This window comes from Pseudovibrio sp. SCP20 (assembly GCF_057774105.1).
The window spans coordinates 161,982-187,520 of the sequence record NZ_JBYMDH010000002.1; the positions used below are offsets into that span (position 1 = coordinate 161,982).

The 25,539-nt window shown below is 52.2% G+C and carries 26 protein-coding genes and 1 tRNA gene; 21 read left to right on the plus strand and 6 right to left on the minus strand.

The window, feature by feature from the left end; genetic code table 11:
- Window positions 1-228: 228 nt before the first annotated feature.
- The 10 genes from obgE (at window position 229) to AC3CB2_RS09255 (ending at window position 10,809) form a co-directional block, all read left to right on the plus strand.
- Entirely contained in the window at window positions 229-1,275 is a 1,047-nt protein-coding gene (gene obgE / locus AC3CB2_RS09210; protein ID WP_008548573.1) for a GTPase ObgE, read from the plus strand.
- Window positions 1,275-2,405, plus strand: a complete 1,131-nt coding sequence (gene proB / locus AC3CB2_RS09215; protein ID WP_008548494.1) for a glutamate 5-kinase — start codon at window positions 1,275-1,277, stop codon at window positions 2,403-2,405. Before obgE ends, proB begins: the two co-directional genes overlap by 1 nt.
- A 46-nt stretch (window positions 2,406-2,451) precedes the next feature.
- Window positions 2,452-3,753 (plus strand): glutamate-5-semialdehyde dehydrogenase, encoded by a 1,302-nt coding sequence (locus tag AC3CB2_RS09220; protein WP_425328944.1) that lies wholly within the window; start codon window positions 2,452-2,454, stop codon window positions 3,751-3,753.
- Window positions 3,750-4,427: a nicotinate-nucleotide adenylyltransferase gene (locus AC3CB2_RS09225; protein ID WP_352932704.1), complete on the plus strand. Its 678-nt coding sequence runs from the start codon at window positions 3,750-3,752 to the stop codon at window positions 4,425-4,427. Before AC3CB2_RS09220 ends, AC3CB2_RS09225 begins: the two co-directional genes overlap by 4 nt.
- 151 nt (window positions 4,428-4,578) lie before the next feature.
- Window positions 4,579-4,986, plus strand: a complete 408-nt coding sequence (rsfS, locus tag AC3CB2_RS09230) for a ribosome silencing factor (protein ID WP_014283579.1) — start codon at window positions 4,579-4,581, stop codon at window positions 4,984-4,986.
- A 155-nt stretch (window positions 4,987-5,141) separates the two neighbouring features.
- Window positions 5,142-5,624: a 23S rRNA (pseudouridine(1915)-N(3))-methyltransferase RlmH gene (gene rlmH / locus AC3CB2_RS09235; protein ID WP_008548248.1), complete on the plus strand. Its 483-nt coding sequence runs from the start codon at window positions 5,142-5,144 to the stop codon at window positions 5,622-5,624.
- Between the two features lie 373 nt (window positions 5,625-5,997).
- On the plus strand, window positions 5,998-7,374 hold the full coding sequence (locus AC3CB2_RS09240) for a murein hydrolase activator EnvC family protein (RefSeq protein ID WP_208608928.1): 1,377 nt from the start codon (window positions 5,998-6,000) through the stop codon (window positions 7,372-7,374).
- Entirely contained in the window at window positions 7,371-8,705 is a 1,335-nt protein-coding gene (locus tag AC3CB2_RS09245; RefSeq protein WP_041767905.1) for a S41 family peptidase, read from the plus strand. Before AC3CB2_RS09240 ends, AC3CB2_RS09245 begins: the two co-directional genes overlap by 4 nt.
- A gap of 175 nt (window positions 8,706-8,880) precedes the next feature.
- The gene (locus AC3CB2_RS09250) at window positions 8,881-10,104 is read left to right on the plus strand and encodes a divergent polysaccharide deacetylase family protein (RefSeq protein ID WP_352932701.1); all 1,224 of its coding nucleotides are present in this window, start codon (window positions 8,881-8,883) and stop codon (window positions 10,102-10,104) included.
- Between the two features lie 204 nt (window positions 10,105-10,308).
- On the plus strand, window positions 10,309-10,809 hold the full coding sequence (locus AC3CB2_RS09255) for an RNA pyrophosphohydrolase (protein ID WP_352932699.1): 501 nt from the start codon (window positions 10,309-10,311) through the stop codon (window positions 10,807-10,809).
- Window positions 10,810-10,842: 33 nt separating this feature from the next.
- On the opposite strand, the gene AC3CB2_RS09260 is transcribed toward AC3CB2_RS09255, so the two are convergent.
- Window positions 10,843-11,160, minus strand: a complete 318-nt coding sequence (locus AC3CB2_RS09260) for a DnaJ family domain-containing protein (RefSeq protein ID WP_008548721.1) — start codon at window positions 11,158-11,160, stop codon at window positions 10,843-10,845.
- A 116-nt stretch (window positions 11,161-11,276) separates the two neighbouring features.
- Here AC3CB2_RS09260 and AC3CB2_RS09265 point away from each other — a divergent pair, with 116 nt between their 5' ends.
- From AC3CB2_RS09265 to AC3CB2_RS09275, 3 genes are all read left to right on the plus strand, one after another.
- A complete protein-coding gene (locus AC3CB2_RS09265; RefSeq protein WP_352932696.1) occupies window positions 11,277-11,729 on the plus strand; it encodes a MarR family winged helix-turn-helix transcriptional regulator in 453 nt (150 codons plus the stop codon).
- Between the two features lie 51 nt (window positions 11,730-11,780).
- Window positions 11,781-12,836 (plus strand): histidinol-phosphate transaminase, encoded by a 1,056-nt coding sequence (gene hisC / locus AC3CB2_RS09270; RefSeq protein ID WP_352932694.1) that lies wholly within the window; start codon window positions 11,781-11,783, stop codon window positions 12,834-12,836.
- Window positions 12,837-12,968: 132 nt separating this feature from the next.
- On the plus strand, window positions 12,969-13,451 hold the full coding sequence (locus tag AC3CB2_RS09275; protein WP_352932691.1) for a 2TM domain-containing protein: 483 nt from the start codon (window positions 12,969-12,971) through the stop codon (window positions 13,449-13,451).
- A gap of 9 nt (window positions 13,452-13,460) precedes the next feature.
- On the opposite strand, the gene AC3CB2_RS09280 is transcribed toward AC3CB2_RS09275, so the two are convergent.
- Window positions 13,461-14,150 carry a TetR/AcrR family transcriptional regulator gene (locus AC3CB2_RS09280; protein WP_352932688.1) on the minus strand — a complete coding sequence of 230 codons (690 nt, stop codon included), beginning with the start codon at window positions 14,148-14,150 and terminating at the stop codon, window positions 13,461-13,463.
- 118 nt (window positions 14,151-14,268) lie between these two features.
- Between AC3CB2_RS09280 and AC3CB2_RS09285 the strand changes: the two genes are divergently transcribed.
- The gene (locus tag AC3CB2_RS09285; protein WP_352932685.1) at window positions 14,269-15,183 is read left to right on the plus strand and encodes an oxidoreductase; all 915 of its coding nucleotides are present in this window, start codon (window positions 14,269-14,271) and stop codon (window positions 15,181-15,183) included.
- 12 nt (window positions 15,184-15,195) lie between these two features.
- Here the strand turns inward: AC3CB2_RS09285 and queG are convergent, their stop codons facing one another.
- The gene (gene queG / locus AC3CB2_RS09290) at window positions 15,196-16,332 is read right to left on the minus strand and encodes a tRNA epoxyqueuosine(34) reductase QueG (RefSeq protein WP_352932682.1); all 1,137 of its coding nucleotides are present in this window, start codon (window positions 16,330-16,332) and stop codon (window positions 15,196-15,198) included.
- A 20-nt stretch (window positions 16,333-16,352) separates the two neighbouring features.
- Window positions 16,353-17,045 (minus strand): glutathione S-transferase family protein, encoded by a 693-nt coding sequence (locus AC3CB2_RS09295; protein ID WP_037036498.1) that lies wholly within the window; start codon window positions 17,043-17,045, stop codon window positions 16,353-16,355.
- A 149-nt stretch (window positions 17,046-17,194) separates the two neighbouring features.
- On the opposite strand from AC3CB2_RS09295, the gene AC3CB2_RS09300 reads away from it, so the two are divergent.
- A complete protein-coding gene (locus AC3CB2_RS09300) occupies window positions 17,195-18,004 on the plus strand; it encodes an undecaprenyl-diphosphate phosphatase (protein WP_008548371.1) in 810 nt (269 codons plus the stop codon).
- A 52-nt stretch (window positions 18,005-18,056) separates the two neighbouring features.
- Here AC3CB2_RS09300 and AC3CB2_RS09305 read toward each other — a convergent pair whose 3' ends face one another.
- Window positions 18,057-19,295 (minus strand): DUF8038 domain-containing protein, encoded by a 1,239-nt coding sequence (locus AC3CB2_RS09305; protein ID WP_352932677.1) that lies wholly within the window; start codon window positions 19,293-19,295, stop codon window positions 18,057-18,059.
- Window positions 19,296-19,487: 192 nt separating this feature from the next.
- Complete coding sequence (locus tag AC3CB2_RS09310) at window positions 19,488-20,474, minus strand: complex I NDUFA9 subunit family protein (RefSeq protein WP_352932674.1); 987 nt, start codon at window positions 20,472-20,474, stop codon at window positions 19,488-19,490.
- A gap of 233 nt (window positions 20,475-20,707) precedes the next feature.
- Between AC3CB2_RS09310 and AC3CB2_RS09315 the strand changes: the two genes are divergently transcribed.
- The 6 genes from AC3CB2_RS09315 to rpoN all read left to right on the plus strand — a co-directional run bounded on the left by AC3CB2_RS09315 (window position 20,708) and on the right by rpoN (window position 25,440).
- Window positions 20,708-20,794 (plus strand) — tRNA-Leu (locus AC3CB2_RS09315).
- Between the two features lie 115 nt (window positions 20,795-20,909).
- The gene (locus AC3CB2_RS09320; protein WP_352932671.1) at window positions 20,910-21,530 is read left to right on the plus strand and encodes a ribonuclease D; all 621 of its coding nucleotides are present in this window, start codon (window positions 20,910-20,912) and stop codon (window positions 21,528-21,530) included.
- Between the two features lie 254 nt (window positions 21,531-21,784).
- Complete coding sequence (gene lptC / locus AC3CB2_RS09325; RefSeq protein WP_128647333.1) at window positions 21,785-22,447, plus strand: LPS export ABC transporter periplasmic protein LptC; 663 nt, start codon at window positions 21,785-21,787, stop codon at window positions 22,445-22,447.
- Between the two features lie 56 nt (window positions 22,448-22,503).
- Window positions 22,504-23,013 (plus strand): lipopolysaccharide transport periplasmic protein LptA, encoded by a 510-nt coding sequence (gene lptA / locus AC3CB2_RS09330; protein WP_208990229.1) that lies wholly within the window; start codon window positions 22,504-22,506, stop codon window positions 23,011-23,013.
- Window positions 23,014-23,083: 70 nt separating this feature from the next.
- A complete protein-coding gene (gene lptB / locus AC3CB2_RS09335; RefSeq protein WP_235861774.1) occupies window positions 23,084-23,827 on the plus strand; it encodes an LPS export ABC transporter ATP-binding protein in 744 nt (247 codons plus the stop codon).
- Between the two features lie 74 nt (window positions 23,828-23,901).
- Window positions 23,902-25,440, plus strand: coding sequence for an RNA polymerase factor sigma-54 (gene rpoN, locus AC3CB2_RS09340; RefSeq protein ID WP_352932666.1), 1,539 nt, complete (start codon window positions 23,902-23,904; stop codon window positions 25,438-25,440).
- The last annotated feature ends 99 nt before the right edge of the window (window positions 25,441-25,539 follow it).

A 25,539-nucleotide genomic window follows, 5' to 3' on the forward strand; every position in this document is an offset into this window, starting at 1 on the left:
TTCGGGAGTACGCTTTATCAGTTGCGTACTCTTGTCCGAAAACCGCGAAGCACTTTTCGGGGGTACGCTTTATCAGTTGCGTACTCTTGTCCGAAAACCGCGAAACACTTTTCGGGAGTACGCAAAGCAACAAAATTAGCCAGATTTGCTGTTCCACCCTTGGCGGGAGCGCAATAGGGCTTTATGACGTCCTCCAAAGAACGTCACAGGTGGACGAAAGAGAATAAAATGAAATTCCTCGATCAGGCAAAGATCTTTGTAAAGTCTGGCGATGGTGGCGCGGGTAGCGTCAGCTTCCGCCGAGAGAAATATGTTGCCGAAGGTGGTCCCGACGGTGGTGATGGTGGCCGTGGTGGTGATGTGTGGGTTGAGTGCGTTGAAGGCCTCAACACGCTGATCGACTATCGCTATGCCCAGCACTACAAAGCGAAAATCGGCATGCATGGCATGGGCCGCAACAGAACCGGCGCTAAAGGCGACGATGTTGTGCTGCGCGTGCCAGTGGGCACCCAAATTTTGGAAGAAGACAACGAAACCGTTGTTGCTGATCTGACCGAAAAAGGTCAGCGCCTGCTGCTGATGCGCGGCGGTAACGGTGGCTTTGGTAACGCGCACTTCAAAACCTCTACCAACCAGGCACCGCGTCACGCGAACCCTGGTCAGGAAGGCGAAGAGAAGTGGATCTGGCTGCGCCTGAAGCTGATTGCGGATGCTGGCCTTGTTGGTCTGCCAAACGCAGGTAAGTCTACCTTCCTTTCTGCTGTATCCGCAGCCCGCCCGAAGATTGCGGACTATCCGTTCACCACACTGCATCCAAACCTTGGTGTTTGTGAGCTGGACGGTCGCGGCTTTGTACTGGCTGACATTCCGGGTCTTATCCGTGGCGCACACGAAGGGCATGGTCTGGGCGACCGCTTCCTTGGTCACGTAGAGCGTACCCGCGTGCTTCTGCATCTGGTGGATGGTTCTGGTGAGGAAGATCCGGGCGATGCATACCGCACCATTCGTGGTGAGCTGGAAGCTTATGGCCATGGCCTGGACGAGAAGCCTGAAATTGTTTGCCTTTCCAAAGCAGATGCGCTGACTGATGAGCTGCGTGAAGAGCGCTTTAAGTCACTGGAAGAGGCTTGCGGGCAGAAACCATTGATTATTTCTTCGGCCAGTGGTGAGAACATCGACACTGCGCAACGAATGATCATTCGTGCCATTGACAAGGATAAGCAAGAAGAGGCTAATTCCGTTCCTTCTGATGGAATCGAGGAGTGGCGCCCATAATGGCCCGAAGTCTGAGCGACTATAAGCGCATCACCGTAAAAATCGGCTCTGCCCTGCTGGTAGAGAATGGCCGGTTGAAGCGGGAGTGGCTAGAATCTCTGGCGGATGATCTGCAGGCTCTTTCCGAAGCTGGGAAAGAGGTTCTGGTGGTCTCCTCCGGTTCTATTGCTCTTGGTCGTGGTGTGCTTGGTTTGCCCGCTGGCCCCTTGAAGCTGGAGCAGGCGCAGGCCGCCGCTTCTGTGGGCCAGATTGCACTTGCTCAGGCTTACTCTGAAATTCTTGGTGCGCGTGGTTTGACGGCTGGTCAGATTCTGCTGACCCTTGGCGACACAGAAGAGCGTCGCCGTTATCTCAATGCGCGCGAGACAATCAGCACCCTGCTCAAGATGGGTGCTGTGCCGATCATCAACGAGAACGATAGCGTCGCGACCTCCGAAATCCGGTATGGCGACAACGACCGTCTGGGCGCCCGTGTGGCGACCATGGCGAGTGCGGACCTGCTGGTGCTGCTTTCTGACGTGGATGGGCTTTATACTGCCGCTCCGCAAACTGATCCGAATGCGATCTTCCTGCCTGAGGTTCCTCAGGTAACGCAAGAGATTGAGGCAATGGCTGGTGCACCTGGCTCCGCATTCTCATCCGGCGGCATGAAGACCAAGATCGACGCGGCCAAGATTGCGCAGAGCGCTGGCACCACAATGATCATTGCCAGCGGCAAGACGCTGAACCCGCTGGATGCGATTGAGAACGGCGCACGGGCCACATGGTTCCCTGCCCCATCTTCTCCATCCCGCGCTCGCAAAACGTGGATCAGCGGCCATCTGAAGCCGCATGGCACTATCCAGCTGGATGCAGGTGCACTGAAGGCCGTGAAGGCTGGCAAGAGCTTGTTGCCCGCTGGTGTGACCAAGGTGGACGGCACTTTCACCCGTGGTGATGCGGTGCGCATTGTTGATGCGGACGGCCATGATGTGGGACGCGGTCTTGTTGCCTACGATTATGGTGAGGCCTCTCTCATCATTGGACGCAACAGCAAGGAAATTGAAGCTATTGTTGGCTACCCGGGACGTGCCGAGATGATCCATACGGACGACCTTGTGCTCTCTACATCTGATTTGGACAATTCATAGAAACTGTTTAGGTTGAGCAAGTTCAACCAGTGATGACTTAAGGGTTTTGCAGATGCTGAATACTTCTGAAGTGGCAAATGCGGACAACACCGATGTTCGCGACCTGATGGCAACCATTGGCAAGAAAGCACGCGCTGCTGCACGTGTTCTTGCAATTGCCCCCACAAGCCAGAAGAACAAAGGCCTGGAAGCGATGGCTGCTGCCGTTCGCGCTGCGACCCCGGACATCCTGAAAGCGAATGCTGTCGATCTGGAGAGCATGAAAGCCAACGGCCAGCTGGCTTCCTTCATTGATCGCGGTACGCTGAATGAAGAACGCATTGAGGCAATCGCCTGCGCGCTGGAAGACATTGCAAATCTGGACGATCCTGTTGGCTCCACCATTGCTGAGTGGCAGCGCCCGAATGGCCTGGACATTTCCCGCGTGCGCACGCCCCTTGGTGTGATTGGCGTGATTTACGAAAGCCGCCCAAACGTGACAGCAGATGCAGGTGCCCTGTGCCTGAAGGCGGGCAATGCAGTTGTGCTGCGTGGCGGCTCTGACACCATCAACTCCAATCTTGCGATCTACAAAGCCTTGCAGGCTGGCCTTGCGGATGCTGGACTGCCAGTTGATGCGATCCAGATTGTTCCAGTGAAAGACCGTGCGGCTGTTGGTGAGATGCTGAAGGGTCTGGATGGAAACCTGGACGTGATCATTCCACGTGGTGGCAAGAGCCTTGTTGCCCGCGTTCAGGATGAAGCCCGCGTGCCAGTGTTTGCGCACCTTGAGGGTCTGGTTCACATCTTCATCGACAAAAAAGCTGATCTGGATAAGGCGATCGACATTGTCGTCAATTCCAAGATGCGTCGGACAGGTATCTGCGGTGCTGCTGAGACCCTTCTTGTTGATGAAGCTGTCGCAGCAACCATTCTGCCGCCAATTCTAGCGGCGCTTCAGGAGAAGCGCTGTCAGATCCGCGGCGATGAAGAAGTCATGATGCTGTGCCCAACTGCTTCTGAGGCGACAGAGGACGACTGGTCAACCGAGTATCTGGACGCAATCATCTCCGTGAAGATTGTTGGTGGTCTGGAAGAAGCGATTGAACATATCGGCACCTATGGCTCCAACCACACCGACTGCATCATCACTGAAGACCAGATCGCAGCCCGCAAATTCTTTGCTCAGGTGGACTCAGCAATTGTTCTTCACAATGCATCCACACAGTTTGCGGATGGCGGTGAGTTTGGCATGGGTGCTGAAATTGGCATAGCAACAGGCCGCATGCATGCGCGCGGTCCCGTTGGCGTCGAGCAGCTGACCAGCTTCAAATACGTTGTTCGCGGGAACGGCCAAACACGTCCATGACGAACACCAAACCGCACGCGATAGAAAACCAAGGTAAGCTTTGGGGCAAGTTGGGGAACGTGCAGCCGGACTGGATGCGCCTTCCCTATGCGGCTGATGGAAATCGCATTGGTTTGTTTGGGGGATCGTTCAATCCCCCGCATCCCGGCCACTTGCTTGTGGCGGAAACTGCTCTGCGGCGATTGAAGCTGCATCAGGTCTGGTGGCTCGTTACTCCGGGCAACCCGCTCAAATCTCATCGTGATTTAGCACCATTGGAAGAGCGCGTTGCTGCGGTTAAAGACCTTGCGCGGCACCCGCAGATGAAGGTGACTGCCTTTGAAAAAGTGCTGGGCACCTCCTACACTGCAAGCACAGTTCAGCAACTGCAGGTGCGGCGGCCGCATCTCAAGTTTGTCTGGCTGATGGGTGCAGACAATCTCTCCAATTTTCACCATTGGCAAAACTGGCAGAGCATTATAGAAGGGGTGCCGGTGGCAATTGTTGACCGGCCCAAAGCGACCCTTTCGTCGCTTTCCGCTCAAGTTTGCCAACGGTATGCCTTTGCTCAACTAAAAGAAAAAAGTGCAGACCAACTGCCTGAGTGCAAAGCCCCGTGCTGGACCATTTTACGCGGTCCTCTGGACGAAACCTCTTCCACTCTACTGAGGAATAGAGGACACACCCCAGGGTAACTTTGCGCTTTTTGCGGAAACTAGTGTCTTGAAAATGCCATAGGGACCTGAGTATTCTTCTTGACGGAAGGCTTGAGTTTGTGCATTTCAAGCTTTCTCTAACAGCAGACTACTGCTTTCTCTAACCATGGCGAGGGCTCTTAAGCTGACCATGACAACTCAACATGAAGGGACGGACACCATCGCTCCTCTTCAATCGCACGATCCCACCAAGGATGGGGATGTGCTTGCACTGATCCTCAACAGTCTGGAAGATTCCAAGGCTGAGGACATCGTATCACTCGATCTTGCTGGCAAGTCTGCATTGGCTGATCACATGGTTGTGGCTTCTGGCCGCTCTCACCGCCATGTGGGCGCTGTTGCTGACCACTTGCTCCGTGATCTGAAAAATGCTGGCTACGGTAACGCTCGCGTAGAGGGTATGCCGCATTGTGACTGGGTGCTCATCGATATCGGTGATGCAATCATTCACATTTTCCGCCCAGAAGTCCGCAGTTTCTACAATGTAGAAAAGATGTGGTCTGCGGATAGCTCTGCACCAACGCAGTTCATCGGATAGTATCAGTGCTTCTTTGAAGCACTGAGTATTGCAGTATCCAGTTTCTCTGCCCTTTCAGGGAATGAGGGAGTCTGGACAATTGCCGCTGATGCAGGTGTTGAACCATCTGCATGAGATCTTCTTGCGGGCAACTCTGAACTAAACCCGGAGACTTTATGAAAGTCACGATTGCCTGCGTTGGCAAAATGAAAGCTGGCGCGGAAAAGGACATGTACGAACGCTATCTGGACCGAGCTCGTAAAGCTGGCCGTTCTGTTGGCATCACCTCTGTGTCCGTGGTTGAATTTTCAGAGAGCCGGGCTTCCCGCACGCAAGACAGAAAAGACGAAGAGGCGCAACTTCTGCTCAATGCGCTTCCTTCTGGCGCGATCCTTATCGCACTGGATGAGCATGGCAAGGCACTTTCCAGTGAGGCCTTTGCCAAAAAGGTTGGCGGCTGGGCTGATCAGGGTATCTCCGATGTGGTTCTTGCCATCGGTGGTGCAGACGGGCACGGACAGGCGCTGCTGCAACGCGCAGACCTGAAGCTGGCCCTCGGCTCCATGACATGGCCCCACCAGCTGGTCCGCATCATGTGCGGCGAACAAATCTACCGCGCCATTACCATTTTAACTGGACATCCCTATCACCGCGCCTGATTGGCGTGGAGTTGCCTTTCTTTCTCCAAGATCCTCGACAAACTGTGTTTTCTGCTTGCCCATTCCGAGTGGGCTGGGCTGTTTGCGCATCGTGGATATTGATGTTTTTACTGGAAGTCGCTAAGCCTGCAACGTGGTTGACACTTCCTTAACGCTGTGTGGAGCATTATCCTCGGCGTTAACTTTGAGGCCGTGTGCCTGTTTTCTGCAGGATTGGCCTGCGTCGACGTTTAGAGCAAGCTGCGCTCGCGCATCATGCTCTAACACTTTGTTGAAGCGTATTCTTACCCGAAAGCCGGGACCACTTTTCGGGAATACGCCATAGTATTGAGAAAGTCAGCGTTTTGCTCGGCGCTGCACTTTGGGAGTTCAGTTGTTGCGTTTTAGGGGAAATCTGCTCCTCCAATTGCTGACAAGCTTTGCCTTGTTTTTTGTGGCTGCCTTCGCGTTGCCGCTGCAAAGTACTGCGCAAAAACTGACGAATGTCTCCTTTAAAATTGAGAAGGATGCGATTGATCCTGAGGATCCGGCTGCTGAGGCATTGCGTCAGAAGCAGGCGCGGGAGAAAGAGCTTCGTGATCTGAACCAGAATATCTCGCTTTCCAAAGAGAAGCGGGAGGAAATTCAACGGTCTATTCGTGCGCTAGAACGCGATGGTGAGAGCCTGAGCGGGGAGTTGATCCGCACCGGTGAGCGCATGAAGAAGCTGGAAAACCAGCTGGAAGCCACCGAAGCCCGGCTGGGTCGCCACAGAAAAAATGAACAATCTGTACGTGCGTCATTGAATGAACGTAAAGATGTTTTAGCTGAAGTTTTAAGTGCTTTGCAAAGGATCGGGCATCGCCCGCCGCCAGCCATGGTCGTGCGTCCTCAGGATGCTCTTGGCGCGGTACGCAGCGCGATCCTGTTGAACTCAATCATGCCGGAAGTGCGGATTGAGGCGGAAGCACTGGCAAGTGATCTTGCAGAATTGTCTCGGCTTCGAGCAAAAATTGAAGCAGAGCGTAACAGGGTTCGAAGTGGTGCAATACAGATGGCGGAGGAGCGCCATCGTGTTGAATTACTTTTAGAAAAGAAGAAGGCAGCACGGCAGGAAAGCCTTGCAGCGCTGGAAGCCGAGAAGGCTCGCGCCAGGGAACTTGCCGAGAAGGCAACCTCTTTGAAAGAGTTGCTTGCTAACCTTGAGCGAGAAGTGGAAAGCAGCCGCCGGGCAGCAGAAGCAGCGCGGCTAGCGGACATTGAGCGGCAGAACCGGATTGCTTCCGGGGATCCGTTTGCTGATCCGAGCCGGTTGAAACCGGCTGTTGCTTTTTCGGAGACCCTTGGGCTGTTGCCTGATCCGGTTTCCGGCACGCTCCTGCAAGACTTTGGGGTTGCAGATGGATTTGGTAACGTAACCACTGGCCAATCCATTGCGACACGCCCGAATGCCCAGGTCACCTCCCCCACTGATGGTTGGGTGGTGTATGCAGGGGATTTCCGCTCATACGGGCAGATGGTAATTGTTAATGCAGGCGGCGGATACCATGTGCTTTTGTCCGGTCTGGACAACGTCATGGTGGAGTTAGGGCAGTTTATTCTAGCTGGAGAGCCAATCGCTAAAATGGGAGAAACGCGCCTTGCGAGCGCTAATAACCTTAATTTTAGTTTGGACCAGCCGGTTTTATATGTAGAATTCAGGAAAGACGGCACTGCAATCGACCCCAACCCATGGTGGTCACGCGCCGAAAACGAAAAGGTTCGCGGATGATACGGAAAGCATCGCTTTTGCTGGTTGGCGTGGTCATGGGGGCTACGGCGGTCGTAACATACTCTCAGGCCCCATTCAGATTTACTGAACCAGCTTCAGCTGCGTCTGCTGATACGTACAATCAGCTTAATCTGTTTGGCGATGTGTTTGAGCGTGTACGCTCTGATTATGTTGAGGAGCCAGCAGACTCCAAACTGATCGAAACCGCCATCAACGGCATGCTCACAAGCCTTGATCCGCATTCCAGCTATCTGCCCCCAAAGAGCTTCCGCGATATGCAGGTGCAGACCCGCGGTGAGTTTGGCGGGCTTGGCATTGAAGTGACCATGGAAGACGGCCTCGTGAAGGTTGTCGCTCCAATTGATGACACTCCGGCATTTAAAGCTGGCGTTCAGGCAGGTGACTTGATTACCCATCTTGATGGGGAACAGGTTATGGGCCTTACCTTGAACGAAGCTGTCGAGAAGATGCGCGGGCTGGTTAATACAGACATTACCATCACCGTACGTCGTGAAGGCCTGAATGAGCCGACCGATATTACAATCACCCGTGATGTGATCCGCATTCGCTCTGTTCGCTGGAACAAAGAAGAAGACATCGGTTACATCCGCATCACCCAGTTCAACGAGCAGACCTTTGACGGTCTGGAAACCGCTGTTGATGAGCTGACCGCTGAAATCGGTGAGGACAACCTGAAGGGCTTTGTGCTGGATCTGCGCAACAACCCGGGTGGTCTGCTGGATCAGGCGATTGCTGTTTCTGACGCGTTCCTGAACCGTGGTGAAATTGTTTCCACCCGTGGCCGTAATGCTGAAGAAACCCAGCGCTACAACGCTCGCAATGGTGACCTGACTGAAGGTGCGCCTGTGATCGTTCTGGTGAACGGTGGCTCTGCTTCAGCTTCCGAGATTGTGGCTGGTGCGCTGCAGGATCATCGCCGCGCGACCATTCTGGGCACCCGCTCCTTTGGTAAGGGGTCTGTTCAGACCATCATTCCACTGGGTGCAAATGGTGCTATCCGCCTGACAACTGCACGCTACTACACGCCTTCCGGCAATTCCATTCAGGCGAAGGGTATCCGCCCTGACATCGTCTCCTTGCAGGAACTGCCAGATGAGCTGAAGGGCCGTGCAGAAACCAAAGGCGAAGCTGGTCTTCGTGGTCACCTTCAGGCTGAAGAAGGCGATGAAGGTTCTGGTAGCCAGGCTTACGTGCCGCAAGACAAAGACAAAGACGTGCAGCTGAATCTGGCGAAAGCCCTGCTCCGCGGTGAGAAGACTGATGCAGCCTTCCCACCAAGTGCAGACAGTGCAGCAAACACATCTAAATGATTTAGGACCCCAGGCAGTTCATCTGGATTGCCCGGGGCCTAACTGTTTGTTTTCAGGCATATGACGCACCGAAAACCGGTAGCTACATTTCAGGGATATGCTATAAAGTGATATTGTACGCCGCGCTGAACCTTCGTTTGGCGCGGCGGAATTTTATGACAGGGTGGGGGCACCAATGGTTAGGAGCGATTTGACAGCTCCGCTTGGAATGAACAAGCGTCGGAGCATCGGGCGATTGCCGCTCGGCCTGATTGGCGTCGCCATCATGACTGTCATTTTCACCACCGGCTTCATCTGGATTGGCATTGTAGATGATCCCAATGGCGGCGAGCCAATGGCAACCATCGAGCTTTCCAGTGCACTTGACGGCGTTGCTCCCAGCGACATTGAAATTGTCGACCTTCCTGACGGCTCTCAGCTGGATCTGATTGAAGCGGAACAGTTTGACGCAAATGGTGTTGGTCCTGACGGCAGCTATCGCCCTTCCCGCCAGCTCGGATCTAAGTTGAAAGATCAGGCCAGTGGGCCGACGTCTCTCGTCGATCTGGCACGCCGGGTTGATTATGAGGGGCTGGACGGTGGTTTCTCCAGCGAGTCGCTTTCTACCGAACCGATTGAGCAGCTTTTGGAGCCGAACAAGTTCGGGTCTCTTCCAAAGATCTCTCCTGAAGGGGTTCGTCCGCTGGATGCTTATGCGCGGCGGCCTAATCCGGCGACGCTGACGCAGGCGCGGATTGCTATTCTGATCAACGGTATCGGCCTCAATTCCGATATGACAATCAAGGCCATTGAGGATCTTCCTGCAGACATCTCGCTGGGGCTCTCTCCTTATGGGGACGACGTTAACAGCTGGATGGAATCTGCACGCCTTTCCGGCCATGAAGTGCTGCTTCAGGCGCCGATGGAGCCCTTTGATTACCCGGATAATGATGCCGGACCGCAGAGCCTGCTGACCAATCTGGACCAGAAGCAGAATGATGAGCGCCTTTCCTGGGTTCTAGGGCAGACCAGCAACTATGTTGGGCTTGTGAACTTCATGGGCGATCGCTTCACCTCGAATGAGGCCCGTATGAGCGAGTTTTTGAGCAAGGTGCGGGATCGTGGCCTCATGTATGTTGATGATGGCTCCTCCCCTCGTTCCAAAGCTGGCCAAGTGGCTGGAACGCAAAAAGTGCCGTTTGTGCAGGCTGATCTGGTGTTGGACCAGAACCTGAGCGCTGAAGCCATTGGCACGCAGCTGCTGGAGTTGGAAACCATCGCACGCCAGCGTGGCATTGCTGTTGCGACTGCGACGGCCTTTCCGGTGACACTGAATGCTTTGGAAGCGTGGTCTCAACGGCTGGAAGAGCGTGGACTTTCTCTCGTTCCAGTTAGCTCTGCTATCAATTCAACACGTTAAATCTACAGCGTCGTTGCTCCCTCAAACACAGCTTTGAGGGAGTACCATACAGCAAACCAAGATCACTTTTCGGGGATACACCATCGAGCAGGCTGCGCTGAGGCCTGAACGTGGTTTATGCTCAATCCTCATCTACCCGTCTCTCATTGCCTGCACTGTTTGCATCTGGAGACTGCCCGAAGATATTCGCATATTGGACCGGACATGACTGATTATAGTTCTCTTCCTTTTCGCCCTTGCGTTGGCATCATGCTTATCAACCGAGATGGGCTTGTCTGGACCGGCAAACGTTATGGCGACAAGCAGCCTATTCCTGAAGAGTATGCCTGGCAGATGCCGCAGGGTGGACTGGATAAGGGAGAAGACCCTTTAGAGGCTGCTAAACGCGAGCTTTTTGAAGAAACTTCCGTCAACTCCATCAGCCTACTGGCGGAAGCGCCTGACTGGTTCTCCTATGATTTTCCTGAGGAAATCCAGCGCAAAGTGCGCAAGGCAAAATATCGTGGCCAGACCCAGCGCTGGTTTGCCTTCCGTTTTGATGGTGATGACAGCGAGATCAACATTCTCACACCTCCGGATGGCCATGCCCAGGAGTTTTGTGAATGGCGCTGGGAGAAGGCAGAGAACCTGCCGGGACTGGTGATCCCCTTCAAGTATCAAGTTTATGTTGATGTGGTAGAGGCGTTTTCTGAGTTTACGGCTTAACGCGGGTTTTCGTGGCAGCGATTACAGCCGCAATCAGGTGAAGAACCGTCTTCTGGCTTCTTGCTCAATGGCATGGCGGAGTTGCAGGTCTGCAAGCTTCGCCATTTCTTTTTTCCAGTCCGGCGTACCCTCAGCTTCCTGAACCACCTTACGCTGAATGTCGATTTCCTTCTTCAGCTCAATCTCTTTCGGAACAGCGCCAGCGTCTGCCATGATCCGCATGCCGGCTGCCGTGTCATAGGCCCCCGGTGCACGGGCTGGAAGTGGTTTGCCTTCCCCTTCCAGATTGCTCATCTGCCCCTCAGCTTGTGCTTTCAGGATCTGGCGCTCAGCAAGACTTTTAAAACTCATCGTTCTCACCCTATTTTTCTGTCGGGCTGTCTGAAAAAGTGTAGGTTAGACCTAAATTATGACTTTTAATCTGTCAACATAATTGACAAATGTAGATATTAAGCAAGATAAATCATATGCTTAAGAAACCAGAATCAAAGACCGAGCTGCTCTATGCAGGCATTCAGATGACACGGCCGTTGCTGCGGACGATTAGCATGCGTGTGGAAGCAGATCTGGAAGGCACGGATCTTACACTCGGGCAACGGGCTGTGATGGAAGCAGCTTTGGTGCTTGAACAGGCAACGGCGCCTGAACTGACCGACTTTCTGCAGTTGAAGCGGCAGTTTGTGGCTAAGATGCTCAAAGAGTTGCTGGACAAGAAGATGGTGGAGCAGCTGAGCAACCCTCGGCACAAACGCTCCGTGTTTTATCGCCTGACACCAGCTGGCAAAGCGCTGATTAAAAAAGTTCGCACCGCTGAGATGAACAAGGTAGAAGAGTTCGCGCAGTCATTTTCTGACGAAGAAGTTGAGACTTACTACCGTATGCAATGCGTGCTGAATGACGCATTGGCTAAACGGTCATAGGTTCGCTCTTTAGCGATTGCCGTTGTTTTTTGCATGAGATTGGATTGAGAAATGAGCAGGTTTTGGAGCCCTATTATCCACGCGTTGGAGCCATACACACCGGGTGAGCAGCCAAAGCATCAGTCCTTTATCAAGCTGAATACCAATGAGAATCCGTGGGGTCCTTCTCCAAGTGCGCTGGAAGCAATCAAGGATGCTTCGGGTGATGCCCTGCGGCTCTATCCGGACCCTATTGCTTCTGATCTTCGGGAAAGCATTGCTTCTACCTTTCAGCTGAATGCGGACCACATCTTCGCGGGTAATGGCAGCGATGAGGTGCTGGCGCATGCGTTCAATGCCTTCTTCTGCGGCAAAGAGCCGGTGCTGTTTCCTGAGATCACCTATGCGTTCTACCCAACCTACTGCAAGCTCTATTCTATTGAGCATCGGATGGTAGCGCTGACAGATGATTTCCGGATCAATCTTGATGAACTTCAGGGGCCGTGCGGTGGTGTTGTCATTGCCAACCCGAATGCACCGACCGGCATCGCGCTGCCGCTTGAGGATATAGAGCGCGTTCTGAAAGCCAACCCCGATGTAGTAGTTCTGGTTGATGAGGCTTATGTCGACTTTGGTGCTGAGAGTGCCGTTGCACTGGTGCCGCAATATGACAACTTGCTGGTGGTGCAGACCTTTTCCAAATCCCGCAGTCTCGCCGGGATGCGTGTTGGCTTTGCCGTTGGGCAGCCACATCTGATTGAAGGGCTGAACCGGGTCAAAGACAGTTTCAACTCCTATCCACTTGGGCGCCTCTCTCTGGCTGGGGCTCTAGCTGCCTGGGAAGATACAGTGTGGTTTGAGAAAACACGTGATCAGATTGTGGCTGATCGCAAGCGGCTTTCTGAGAGAATGCAGGGACTTGGGTTTACGGTCCTGCCGTCCTCTGCCAACTTCATCTTTGCCTCTCATGAGAACGTTCCTGCAGAGCACCTGTTGGCTGGGCTTCGAGAGAAAGGCATTCTGGTTCGGCATTTCAAGAAAGAGCGTATCCGCAACTGGCTGCGTATTTCCATCGGAACGACAGAAGAGTGCGATACTTTGCTAAACGCGCTTGAGGCGCTACTCTGACAGGAAATCCGGCGTTTATCCGGTTGACTGGCTGGCCTGTCACGGCGATGTCGTGCCGGTGTCGGCTTGCTGTCGTGGTGTTTTGCTTAAGAAACTTCCAGATTGCTTCCTATTGAAAACAGGAATTTGTCCGTGATTGTCAGAAAACTACGCATTGAAAAAGGGCTTTCTCAAGAGCAGCTCGCGCATATGGCTGGGATCAGCACACGCACATTGCAGCGCATTGAACGTGGTGCGAATGCCAGCCCTGAAACTCTGAAATGCATTGCCTCTGCTCTGGACACGGATTTTGGTAATCTCAGGAAGGACCAGGACATGCCATCAGGAACACACGGGATTTTGCCCCAACTCTCCCAGAAAGAGCAGAAGGCCATGGAGTATGTGCGGGACATCCGCTCGTTCTATATGCACCTGATCCAATATGCCGTCATGATTTCAGCTTTGGCAGTGCTGAACCTATTCACCTCACCGGGATATCTCTGGTTTCTCTGGGTTGCCGCAGGCTGGGGCATTGGTGTCGTCGGCCATGGCCTGAGCGTGTTTGAGATATTCAATCCGTTTGGCGATGACTGGGAGAAACGCCAGATCGAAAAGCGGATGGGCAGGCGGCATTAATTGCAGCTGCTATTTCAGCTCAGGCACCCAGTTCTGCTCTTTTGCCAGAACACCCAGCAGGCAGAGCTCGATCGAGCCTGCCAGACTGTCCTCAAAGTTCACTTTCAGATGGCTGAGATCGGGATGCTCCAGAGCTGTCAGCGTGTTTTTTCTTTCCGCCTTCATCGGCCAAAGCCCAGCAACCACCGTGAACACGAACTGAACGGCTGCAAAAGCACCAGCTTCGCTTAGCTTGGGTAACACAGCGCCCAATATCCCTGCCATTTTTCGGTGACGGCGCAAAAACTCCTGCTTGGCCTCAACAATGCGTTCGGTTGAGAGGTTATGTTCCAGAATAGGTGAGAGCTGACTGACCAGAAGGCAGAGGCGCGGATGATCACAACAGACCTTGGCCCAGATGCCTGCGATGGTCTTCAGATTTGTGTCGCCATTCAATGTGTTCAAAGCTTTCTGGAGGCTTGCGAGCATGTGGTCAGCATCTTCCAGCAGCAAAGCGACTAAGATTTGCTCCCGGCTTTCGTAGTATCGGTAGAGGCTGGATTTTGCTAGGCCAACTTCGCGCGCGACGGCGGAAAGGCTAGTGTTTTCAATACCTTCCCTATCCATCAATGTTCGTGTGGCAGTCAGGATCATCTTTTCGCGCTCCGCAAAATGTTCTGCGGTTCTCGCACGCTGATAAGCTTTTGTTTTTTCGCTCATATTTCTTCTCGCCTTTCCACGCACCACATAAACGACCATCAGTCGGTTATTGACTCTCCAGAAACCTGCAAATAAACTACCGCCGTTCTGTTATTTTGACAATCTCAGGAGAGATGCTTTGCAACAGCAGCCAAATAATAAAAACAGTCAAGACCTTGCAGGAAAAACGGCTGTGGTTACAGGCGGAAACATCGGCCTTGGCTTTCAATCCACGCTGGAATTGGCGCAGCGTGGCGCGCACGTGGTGATTGCCTGCCGAACCGTCGAGAAGGGTGAAGCCGCAATGGCTCGTGTGCACCAACAGGTCAGCTCTGCGTCGCTGGAGGTACTCCCGCTGGATCTGACTGACCGCGACAGCATCCGCCGGTTTGCTCAGACCTTTACGGCTAAGCATCATCGATTGGATATTCTTCTCAGCAATGCTGGTGTGGTGAACCTGAAGGAGTTGGCGCGCACCAAAGAGGGTTGGGAAATGCATATGGCAACCAACCATCTGGGGCATTTTCTTTTGACCGGACTGCTGTTTGAAACACTGGTGGTAACGCCAGATGCTCGAGTGGTGACGGTTTCCAGTGGCGCTTACAAAGCTGCAAAGATGAACTTTGACGACTTGCACTGGGAAAAGCGCCCATATGCCCGTGTTGGCAGCTATGCTGAGAGTAAGCTTGCGAACCTGCTGTTTATGTTCGCCTTGCAGCATAGGTTTGATGCTGCTGGCTCAACTGCAAAGTCTATGTCTGCCCACCCCGGCCTTGCGGCGACGGAGCGGCAGCAGTCTATCGGCATTGGTGGCTGGCTGTCTCACGTGATGGCACGTCCAGTCGAGTTTGGTGCACGACCTCAGATGATGGCAGCAACCGACACAAGCCTACCCGCCTGCTCCTTCCTGGGGCCACGCTTTGGCATTTGGGGCAATCCCAGCCCGATCAAACTTACCGGGCTGGCAGTTGATAAGGGTGTACAGGAGAAGCTTTGGGCTATTTCTGAAGAACTGACCGGCTTTCAGTATCCGAAGACAGAAAAAGCAGCCTGATTGGTGGGCACCTTAAGATGAAGTGCCCTGCTCCCATTCAGTGCGGACCGTTTCGCTCTGCTCATTTTTGAACGCTGCTGATTTGTGCTTTTCGAAGTCAGCTTCAGAGACAAGCTGAGATAAGGCCCAAACGGCGGTTGCGCGGACGGTTTCGTCTTCATCTTGCAAGTGATCAAGCACACGAGGAATGAGTTTTTCTTCTGCACTGTTGCCTGCTGCGATGAGGCAGTTGCGGATGAAGCGGTTGCGGCCAATGCGTTTGACTGGTGAACCTGAGAAGAACTTGCGGAAAGTTGGATCATCCATTTGCAACAGATCTGCAAGGGCTGGTTCCATCAGATCTTCCCGCGCCTGCAGCTTGGCTTCGCTGGCAGATTGGGCAAACTTGTTCCATGGGCACACGGAGAGGCAATCATCACAGCCATAGATGCGATTGCCCATTGGCTTGCGGAACTCAAGCGGAATTGGGCCGTGATGCTCAATAGTCAGGTAGGAGATGCAGCGGTTTGCATCCACCTGATAGGGAGCTGGAAACGCTTTGGTCGGGCAGACTGTGAGGCAGCGTTTACAGTTGCCACAATGATCTACTTCCGGCTCATCCAGCGGCAGGTCCAGTGTAGAGAAGATTGCAGCAAGAAAGAACCAGGAGCCGAGTTCACGGGACACAAGATTGGAGTGTTTGCCCTGCCACCCCAGCCCAGCGGAATAAGCCAACGGCTTTTCCATTACCGGCGCGGTGTCGACAAACACTTTTACATCCCCGCCGCCTTTAGAAACCAATAGGCTGGCAAGTTCCTTCATCTTGCCTTTCATGATGTCGTGGTAGTCACGATTGCGGGCATAGACGGAGATATGCGCCTTGTCTGGTTTTTCCCGCATCTCCATTGGGTCAATATCTGGTCCGTAGTTCATCGCCAACATGATGACAGATCGTGCTTCCGGCCAGAGTTCAAGCGGGCTGGAACGTCGAAGTTCGGTTTCCGGCATCCACTCCATGGTGGCGTGGTAACCTTGTTCGATAAAGTGGTGTAGGCGTTCGGGTGCCAGCGGGATTGCATCCGCTGTGGTGATGCGGATGTCATCAAAGCCGATTGCACGCGCGCGTTTGATCAGATCTGCCTTAACGCGCGCAGCCTGTTTTTCCGTCAACTGTGTGTCTGAGTGAGGTTTTAGAAGTCGAGATCCGCGTAAGTCTTCGCTGCTGGCATGCCGAGCATCTTGTCCGTCAGAATTGGGCGGAAGCTCGGACGAGATTTCATCCGCGCGTACCAGCTCTTCACGTTTTCGTCCTCGGACCATGGAACTTCACCAAGATAGTCTGCACAGGAGAGAAGACTTGCCGCGGCCAGATCAGCGAATGTAAGCCGATCACCAGCCAGCCACTTTCGTGTGGCAGCAAGGTATCCGATGTAGCGCATGTGGTTCAGCATATTGGCACGAGCGACCCGAAGGATGCTTGAGTCTGGCTGTCCGCCACCCTGGCTATCCGGCATCTCCTGTTTGTAAATGCGTTCTTGCACGATGTAGCCAATAACCTCAGAGAGGAATTTTTGCAAAAACCAAGAGACGAGACGACGAGTTTCTGCACGTGCTTCGGGATGATCCGGTAGCAAACGGTTGTTGGGGATCGCATAGCCGCGAGTTTCGTCCAAGTATTCCATGATAACGGTGGCTCCGCACACAGCAGGGCCATCATTTTCCTTCAGAACGGGAAGTGTGCCCGCTGGGTTCATCATAAGGAAGTCATGGCGGCGTGCCCAAGGGTACTCCGTCTGGGTTTCAAACGGGGTTCCATATTCTCCGAGCGCCAAGCGAACGAAGCGCGATTCAGGAGAGAAAGGATGATGATAGAGCTTGAGCATTGTTCTGATTTATGAGCAAACCTGTAACCAAAAGGTTGCTATAGGAATGTAATTTGTCTCAAAAGAGTCTTGAGACCGTAAACCATACGAAAACACGGGGACAACCTCACCAATGACATCTGGGGAAAATTCGTGGAGACAACTGTTTAATGACAACTGATAGTATCGTCGGCGCTCTCGTGCTCGGCATCATTGAAGGCCTGACTGAATTTATTCCAGTTTCCTCAACGGGCCACCTGCTGCTAATCGGGCATTTCATCGGGTTTAAGAGTGAGGGTCGCGCCTTTGAGGTGATGATCCAGCTTGGCGCTATTGCCGCGATCCTGAGTGTCTACTTCACACGGCTCACCAGAATTGCGGTCGCACTTCCTACAAGTGCAAAAGCGCGGCATTTCACGATTGGCGTTTTGCTTGCCTTCCTGCCTGCGGCAGCGATTGGCGCACTGGCCTATGATTTCATCAAGGCTGTGTTGTTTGAAACCCCAGCCCTCGTTTGTGTCACGCTCATCTTTGGTGGCATCATTATGCTACTGGTAGATAAAATGCCCTTGCAGGCACGCTACACCAACGTGGAAGACTATCCTCTGTCGCTTTACATCAAGATCGGCTTTGCCCAGTGCATGGCGATGATCCCGGGTGTTTCCCGCAGCGGCGCAACGATCGTTGCTTCTTTGTTGATGGGAACAGACAAGCGATCCGCAGCGGAGTTCTCATTCTTCCTCGCCATGCCAACCATGGTTGGAGCGTTTGTTTTTGACTTCCTGAAGAACAAAGACGCGTTGGGGCAAGATGACTGGACCCTGATCATCATCGGGCTGGTGTCTTCCTTCATTGCAGGCTTCTTTGTGGTGCGCAGCTTGCTGGATTACGTCTCCAAACACGGCTTTGCCCTGTTTGGCTGGTGGCGCATTATTGTTGGCGGGCTTGGGCTGCTCGGCCTCATCCTGACACAGAGCTAATCACCCTAAAGCATAGGTTACCTTTGAAGCGTCGCAGACATGCGACGCTTTTTTATTTCAGGTCAGAGGCTGGTGTGTGCTTGAAGCTGAATCCCTGATCAAGCCACCCTTGGAATCGGTTCTGCGTATCAGGATCACTTAACTCATAATGCGTCACCAAGCCAACCTTAGGCACATCCTGGCCTTTGGCCAGTAACGCCATATCCAAGGTTTGGCAGTTTGCATGATAAATTTCTAATGTGTTTTTGTCAGTTTTTTGCAGATACGCAGTATGTGAAATTTGACCTGTTGCATCATCAACGAAGTTAAGAATGCCAGATTCCTCTATCTTGGAATGATCAAACTTCTTTTCTACCGTTTCCGCAGTTACTCCCATAAGCTCCTGAAAACCTGACGGATAACCATTGACTCTTTTTTGATTAATCAGGCTCTGGCGCATGAACTCGGGAAGATTTCCTTCAACAACACCGACTTTCATCGCGGCATTGTAGCAAACTTGCGGTTGCCAACTCTCTTTCTTCTTTTGATAGTCAGCTACCAGTCCTCCCTGAAGTTTTTCATCGCCCATCCGTTTGCTTTCAGGTTTGCTGGCTTCAGCTGTATCCAACCAATCCATTTCCTTGCGAAGTTTCTGAAGGCACTTGGTGCTAGATTTGAGGGCTTTGTTCACATCATCGATATTACGTGCCTGCACGCTCGCCTCAGCCTGGTTCAGTTCCTTGTCCACGTCCTCGCAGGCGGATGTGTACTTGTTGAGTTTCTTCGCGTTGGCTTTGCTGAAATACGCACGCTTCACAAACTCTGCTTTGCGGGCAGTATGTTCTTTGTGTTCTTCCCGTAGACCCCTAACTTCATCTGAGAGCTCTGAAAGCGTTCTTTCAGCATCGTTGATCAGACCAGCATGCTCTGACGTGCACTTTTGCAAAGCAGAAACAGTTGAACCGACTGCCTGCTCATTCTTTTCATGGATCGCTGCGAGGGCTGCCTTGAGCGCAGATTGTGTCGCCTTCTCAATTTTTTTGAAGCTTGAGCTAAGAGCCTTGTAGTTTCTCAGAATGTCACTTTTGGCATTGAGCTCTGAAATAGATTGCTCAAGATGGGTGAAGTCCGCGGGCGTTCCAGCTGATGCAGCTCCATTCTCTGCCCCCTCCTCGCCATCTGCACTGATGTGAAGGAGCTTGAACATATCATCTGCCCATTGGTGCTCTTCTTTGGTCAAATCGGTCAGCGGCATGGTCTCATTCCAGTCTTGAAGGCTCAGCTTCCACGTGGACGCCTCATTATCGAGCATTATGCGTTACTCTGATGAAGGCAGGAGGGCTTTTAAAACTGGTGGTGAACATATGCTTATGCAAAGCAAGTGAGCTTAGATAAAACTTGAACGAGCCTTCAGAGCAGGCCTTTTGTATCGGGTCGCTTAGGTGCTGTAGATACAAAAAACCCCGCCAGAAGCGGGGCTTTATCTCTCAAAAACGCGAAGAGTTTATGACTTCGCGGCGTTTTGGGAATCGTACTGTCCGCGCGGGCGGAACTTATCGAGATAGGTTGGCAGGATTGCTTCCATTGAATGCGGCTCGATGCCCAGACCTTCGAATGTCCGCTTTTCAGCCTGTGCTTCCTTGCTCACCACGTTGTCGCTCTTGAGCAGGTTCACCTGATCGATAGTTAGCATTGGCTTGGGCAGCATCTGCAGGAACTTAGCCTGAATGCGAGCTATCAAGAATGGTAGGGAAACCAGCATGCGCTTGCGGAGAATGACATTCATCATCAGCTGCAAACATTCTTTGAAGGTCGCAACCTGCGGCCCGCCGAGCTCGTAGATTTTGCCGGTTTCAACCTTGTTTTCGGCAGCGTTTGCAATAGCAAGCGCAACATCACCAACATAGACTGGCTGGAACTTGGTGTGACCACCACCGATGAGCGGCAGAGCCGGGAAGAGCTGAGCCATACTTCCAAAACGGTTGAAGAAATCATCTTCAGGACCGAACACGATGGATGGGCGGAAGATCACTGCATTTGGCATCGCTTCCAGAACAGCTTTTTCACCAGCAGCTTTGGTTTTTGCGTAAACAGCCGGGCTGTTTTCATCTGCACCAATTGCAGAAACATGCACGAATGTGTCGATGCCCTGCTCTTTACAGACTTCAGCAACAACACCAGGACCTTTTGCCTGCACGCTGTCAAACTTCTGGGCGCCAGTCTCGTAAAGAATACCCACAAGGTTGATGACTGCACATGCGCCTTCTACAGCGCGTTCTACAGATTTTTTGTTTCGCACGCTTGCTGCCACAGGCATGATCTGGCCCACAGCCCCCAGCGGCTGCAAATGCTCTGCAAGTTCAGGACGACGCACAGCTGCGCGGATACTGTATCCACGTTCTGCTAAGATCCTGATGACGTGACGACCAATAAATCCTGACCCGCCGAAAACGGTTATAAGTTTCCCGTTAAGCGCTTGCGCCATTTTCATCCACCTTTGCCAAATTTTTGCAGGTACGCGTATTAGTGCGCATAACCCTCAAAAAAGCTATAATTCATGGGACGTTAATACGCCCAAGGTTTGGGGTTGTGAAGGCGCTCTGTGGAGAAATTAAAACTCTTTGCAAATGTGTGATTGACAATCCCCGTCCAGATCACTAGAACCCCTCCTCACAGAGCGGCGCTGCCAAGCAGCAACCCTCTGAAAGAAAAAGATGAATATGTGCCCAGATGGCGGAATTGGTAGACGCGCTAGCTTCAGGTGCTAGTGCCCGCATGGGCGTGGAGGTTCGAGTCCTCTTCTGGGCACCATCTTTTCTTCACAAAGCTCTCCCTAAAAATTGCAGAGTAACTTGACCGGTTGGTGTAGACGCGACAAAACACGTCTCATATACCAAACCGCGCGTATACTTCTTCGAGAGCAACAATGACAATCAGATATCACAAAAACGATCTTCCGGACCTTTCCAACTACTCTTCTGCTGATGCAGTTGCAGTGGACACTGAAACTTTAGGTCTGAACCCACACCGTGATCGGTTGTGTGTTGTACAGCTTTCTTCTGGTGATGGTTCTGCTGATGTTGTGCAGATTGAACGTGGCCAGCTGGCTGCACCTAACCTGCAAGCGCTGTTTGAAGACGCAGGCAAGCCAAAGATTTTTCACTTTGCTCGCTTTGATGTCGCCATATTGAAAGAGTATCTGGACATCTCCGTTTCGCCGGTCTGGTGCACCAAAATTGCGTCCAAGCTTGTGCGCACCTACACGGATCGTCACGGACTTAAAGATATTTGCCGCGAGTTGATTGGTGTTGACCTTTCCAAGCAGCAGCAAAGCTCTGATTGGGCAGCTGAAAAACTGACAGATGCACAGCTTGCCTATGCTGCATCAGATGTTCTTCATCTTCATAAGCTTAAAGAGCGCCTTGAATTTATGCTTGAGCGCGAAGAGCGTACAGAGATTGCACAGAAGTGCTTCGATTTTCTGCCGACACGTGCGCAGCTTGATCTTGCAGGATGGCCTGAAACTGACATTTTCGCACATTCTTAAGCGAAAACTCGAGTTTTCTACCAGTATTTGCGGTTTATTGTGCTTCAACATTTGTAATTTGTTGAAGCACCCCCATTTAGGCAGCTAGTGTGTGCTTACCGCTTCCTTTTCAGGTTTTACCTGAAAATTTGCGTATCAACGGAAGCGGTTTGTGCCTTTAAGATACTGGTTACTCACTGTGAGACAGACCGGAAAATGGCAACCGGATTGCGATCCCCCATGTGTATCGCTTCCAGAATGTTCCAGGACTACGAATGACAACAATGGAGAACATGCCAAAAGAGTTTGCGAGTGAAGCGCAAACACGGCTGGAGAAAGCGCGTAAAGCTGCGCGTCGACATTCCATTCTTGTTCGTTTGCTCCGGTTTGCACTTCCAGCCGGCGGATTGCTGATCGCCGCCGGCGTGATTGCCATGGTCGTTTTCCAGAATATTCTTGCAGGACTGAGCATCGGGGATATCAGCCTGACCACAGAAGGGCTTGTGATGTCCAACCCGCACCTGTCGGGTAACGATGGTGATCGTTCATACAACGTTCAGGCAGACCGGGCTATTCAGCGCATTACGAACCCGCAAGTGATTGATTTGGAGAATATTGTGGCTGAAATCACAATAGCTCCCGGGGAAACTGTTAGTATCACCTCCCGAAACGGGACGTTCGATACAGAGATGGAAACCCTGAATTTGACCAACGGGATCACGGTCGCATACAGCAAAGGTTATTCCGCAGAATTTGAGTATCTCGATATCGATATGAAGACAGGTACAATCCAGACCAACGATACAGTTGATGTCACATCTGAAGGTGGCTATATCGATGCTGGATCTATGGAATTTGATCAGAAAAACAATGTTTTGAATTTTCGCCGGGGCGTAAAGATGAAGCTTCTGCCCTGGGCACTGGAGAACGGTCAATGATTAACCGGATGAGGATATTCTCTCTATCTTGTATTATGGCACTCGGGCTGGCTGGAATGGCCCATGCGCAAACGTTCTCCGATTCATTTGCAGGTTTCGGTTCTGACAATAAAGAACCTATCGAGATTGAAGCCGCTAACCTTCAGGTTCGTGACAAAGACAAAAGCGCCATTTTCAGCGGCAATGTTGTCGTCACCCAGGGTGAAGCGAAGCTGGAAGCTCAGCGTTTGATCGTGTTTTACAGCGGCTCCATGGCCAATGGCAACGCAGACGGACAGCCTGTCCAGCAGTCGATCTCCCGCCTTGAAGCTAAAGGCGATGTGCTTGTTTCCTCCAAGGATCAGGTTGCCACAGGTGATGATGCCAGCTTTGACATGGAAAAACAGGTCGTTGTGATGACCGGTAAGCGCGTGACCCTGAGTCAGGGACCAAATGTGATTGTGGGCAAACGCCTTGTGATCAATCTGGAAACTGGCAAAGCAAATCTGGATTCCAGTGGAACCGGTGGCAACACCGGTCGTGTGCGGATGCTTTTGCAGCCAAACAGCCTTGAAAATAAGAACTAAAGCAAAATAGGCCACGCCCTTGAGTGCACACCCAATTGATCCTCAGATCCCAACGCATCAGCCAGAAGGCATCAAGTATGCTGATCCTTCCGAAGCGGTGCTGGAAGTTGATGGCATCGGCAAAAGTTATGGACGTCGCCAGGTTGTAAAACACGTCAGCCTGAATGTGCGTCGCGGCGAAGCTGTTGGACTGCTGGGACCAAACGGTGCTGGTAAGACCACCTGCTTTTACATGATCACGGGCCTCATCCGTCCGGATCATGGCGCTATTCGTCTCGATAACTTCGATATGACACAGCTGCCGATGTATCGCCGTGCACGTTTGGGCGTTGGCTATCTTCCTCAGGAAGCATCCATTTTCCGCGGACTGTCTGTTGAAGACAACATTCGTGCCGTTCTGGAGGTGGTGGAGCCAAACAAGAAGCGTCGTGAAGAAGACTTGGATTCTCTACTGACCGAGTTTGGTGTTACGCACCTTCGCAAATCACCAAGTATTGCACTCAGTGGTGGTGAACGTCGCCGCGTGGAGATTGCGCGCGCGCTTGCCTCTCGTCCATCCTTTATGCTGCTTGATGAGCCATTTGCGGGTATTGACCCTATTGCTGTCGGAGACATTCAACAGCTTGTGCGTCATCTGACACAACGTGGCATTGGTGTCCTCATCACGGACCATAACGTGCGTGAAACGCTTGGCCTGATTGACCGCGCTTACATTATCGCGGCGGGTGAAGTTCTGACGGAAGGCAAACCGCATCAGATCGTTGCAGATCCGGATGTAAGGCGTTTGTATCTCGGGGAACAGTTCACTCTTTGATTTCCAACCTATGCCGAATTGCGTAGAAGAGTGTTGCAAGTTAGCTTGCGGCACTTGGAGGATGAAATAACTCTATGGCAATCGGTCCAAAATTAGAATTCAGACAAAGCCAACAGCTTGTCATGACGCCGCAACTGATGCAGGCGATCAAGCTGTTGCAGCTGTCGAATGTGGACCTGATTGCACATATCAATAGTGAGTTAGAAAGTAACCCGTTTCTGGAACGGGATGACAGCCCGGATGGAGCTGGTCCAACTGCTGAAACCTCCGCTCCTGACAACTCTTCTGATAACGAGAGTGGTTCTGCTGAGATGCAGGAAGGTGATTGGCTCAACAATGAGCTTGAGACAACGCCTGAAGCCATTTCAAGCAATCTGGACTCCGAGCTCTCAAACGTCTTTCCTGATGACAATGGCGAGAGCCAGTCTGTTGATCCTGTTCAGCAAAAGGCCGACAACTGGCAAGCACCTAGCCACAACGCATCCTCAGGCGCTTCTGACTACAATCTGGAAGCCTTTGTAGCTGCAGAAGTTTCGCTCAGTGAACACCTGCAGGAGCAGTTGGGTTTTGCTGTTTCCAATCCTACTGACATTCTGATCGCGCAACAGCTTATCGATTGCCTTGATGAGAGCGGATATCTGCGCATTGATGCAGAAGAGATGTCTGCGCGCCTGGGTGTGACTGAGCAAGATCTGGAACGGGTTATTCTCGCATTGCAAGGTCTTGACCCTGTTGGGGTATTTGCACGCGACCTTTCTGAGTGTCTGAAACTGCAGCTCAAAGAAAAAGACCGGTATGATCCTGCCATGCAGGCTCTGGTCGAGAACATCGAGTTGCTGGCACTACATGATCTGACAAAGCTGAAGCGGCTTTGTAGGGTAGATGATGAGGATCTCAAGGACATGATCCTTGAGATTAAAGAGCTCAATCCCAAACCCGGTGCTGCGTTCAACACTGAAGTTGCACAGCCAATTGTTCCTGATGCGTTTGTTCGCCCCGCTTCTGATGGCGGCTGGACTGTTGAACTTAACACTGAGAGCTTGCCTAAGGTTCTGGTGAACCAGAGCTATTACTCTGAAATCTCCCAGAGCTCCAAAAAGGACAAGGAGCTGGCGTACTTCACGGATAGCCTGCAGACCGCGAACTGGCTTGTGAAGAGCCTGGATCAGCGCGCACGGACAATCCTGAAGGTCTCTTCGGAAATTGTGCGGCAGCAGGATGGTTTTCTCACTTATGGTGTACAACATCTGCGTCCAATGAACCTGCGTGTGGTCGCAGACGCCATTGGTATGCATGAATCCACTGTGAGCCGTGTGACTTCCAATAAATACATAGCCACACCGCGCGGAATTTTTGAGCTTAAGTACTTCTTTTCTGCCGCAATTGCGTCTTCTGAAGGTGGTGAATCGCACTCAGCGGAATCAGTACGCTACCGGATAAAGCAGCTGATTGATGCCGAAGATCCCAAGAAGATTCTCTCAGATGACGCTCTTGTGAAAATTCTGAAAGATGACGGTGTGGATATAGCGCGACGAACTGTAGCTAAGTATCGGGAAGCATTAAGGATTCCCAGCTCCGTGCAGCGACGCAGAGAAAAGAAAAGCCTCACCTAAACCACTGATATTTCTCATAGTTTCAAAGAGAGATAATAGGGCCCGTATCGGTTAATAACCTCTATAGGATGTTTTTCTGTTCTCATAGATTTTTCTAAG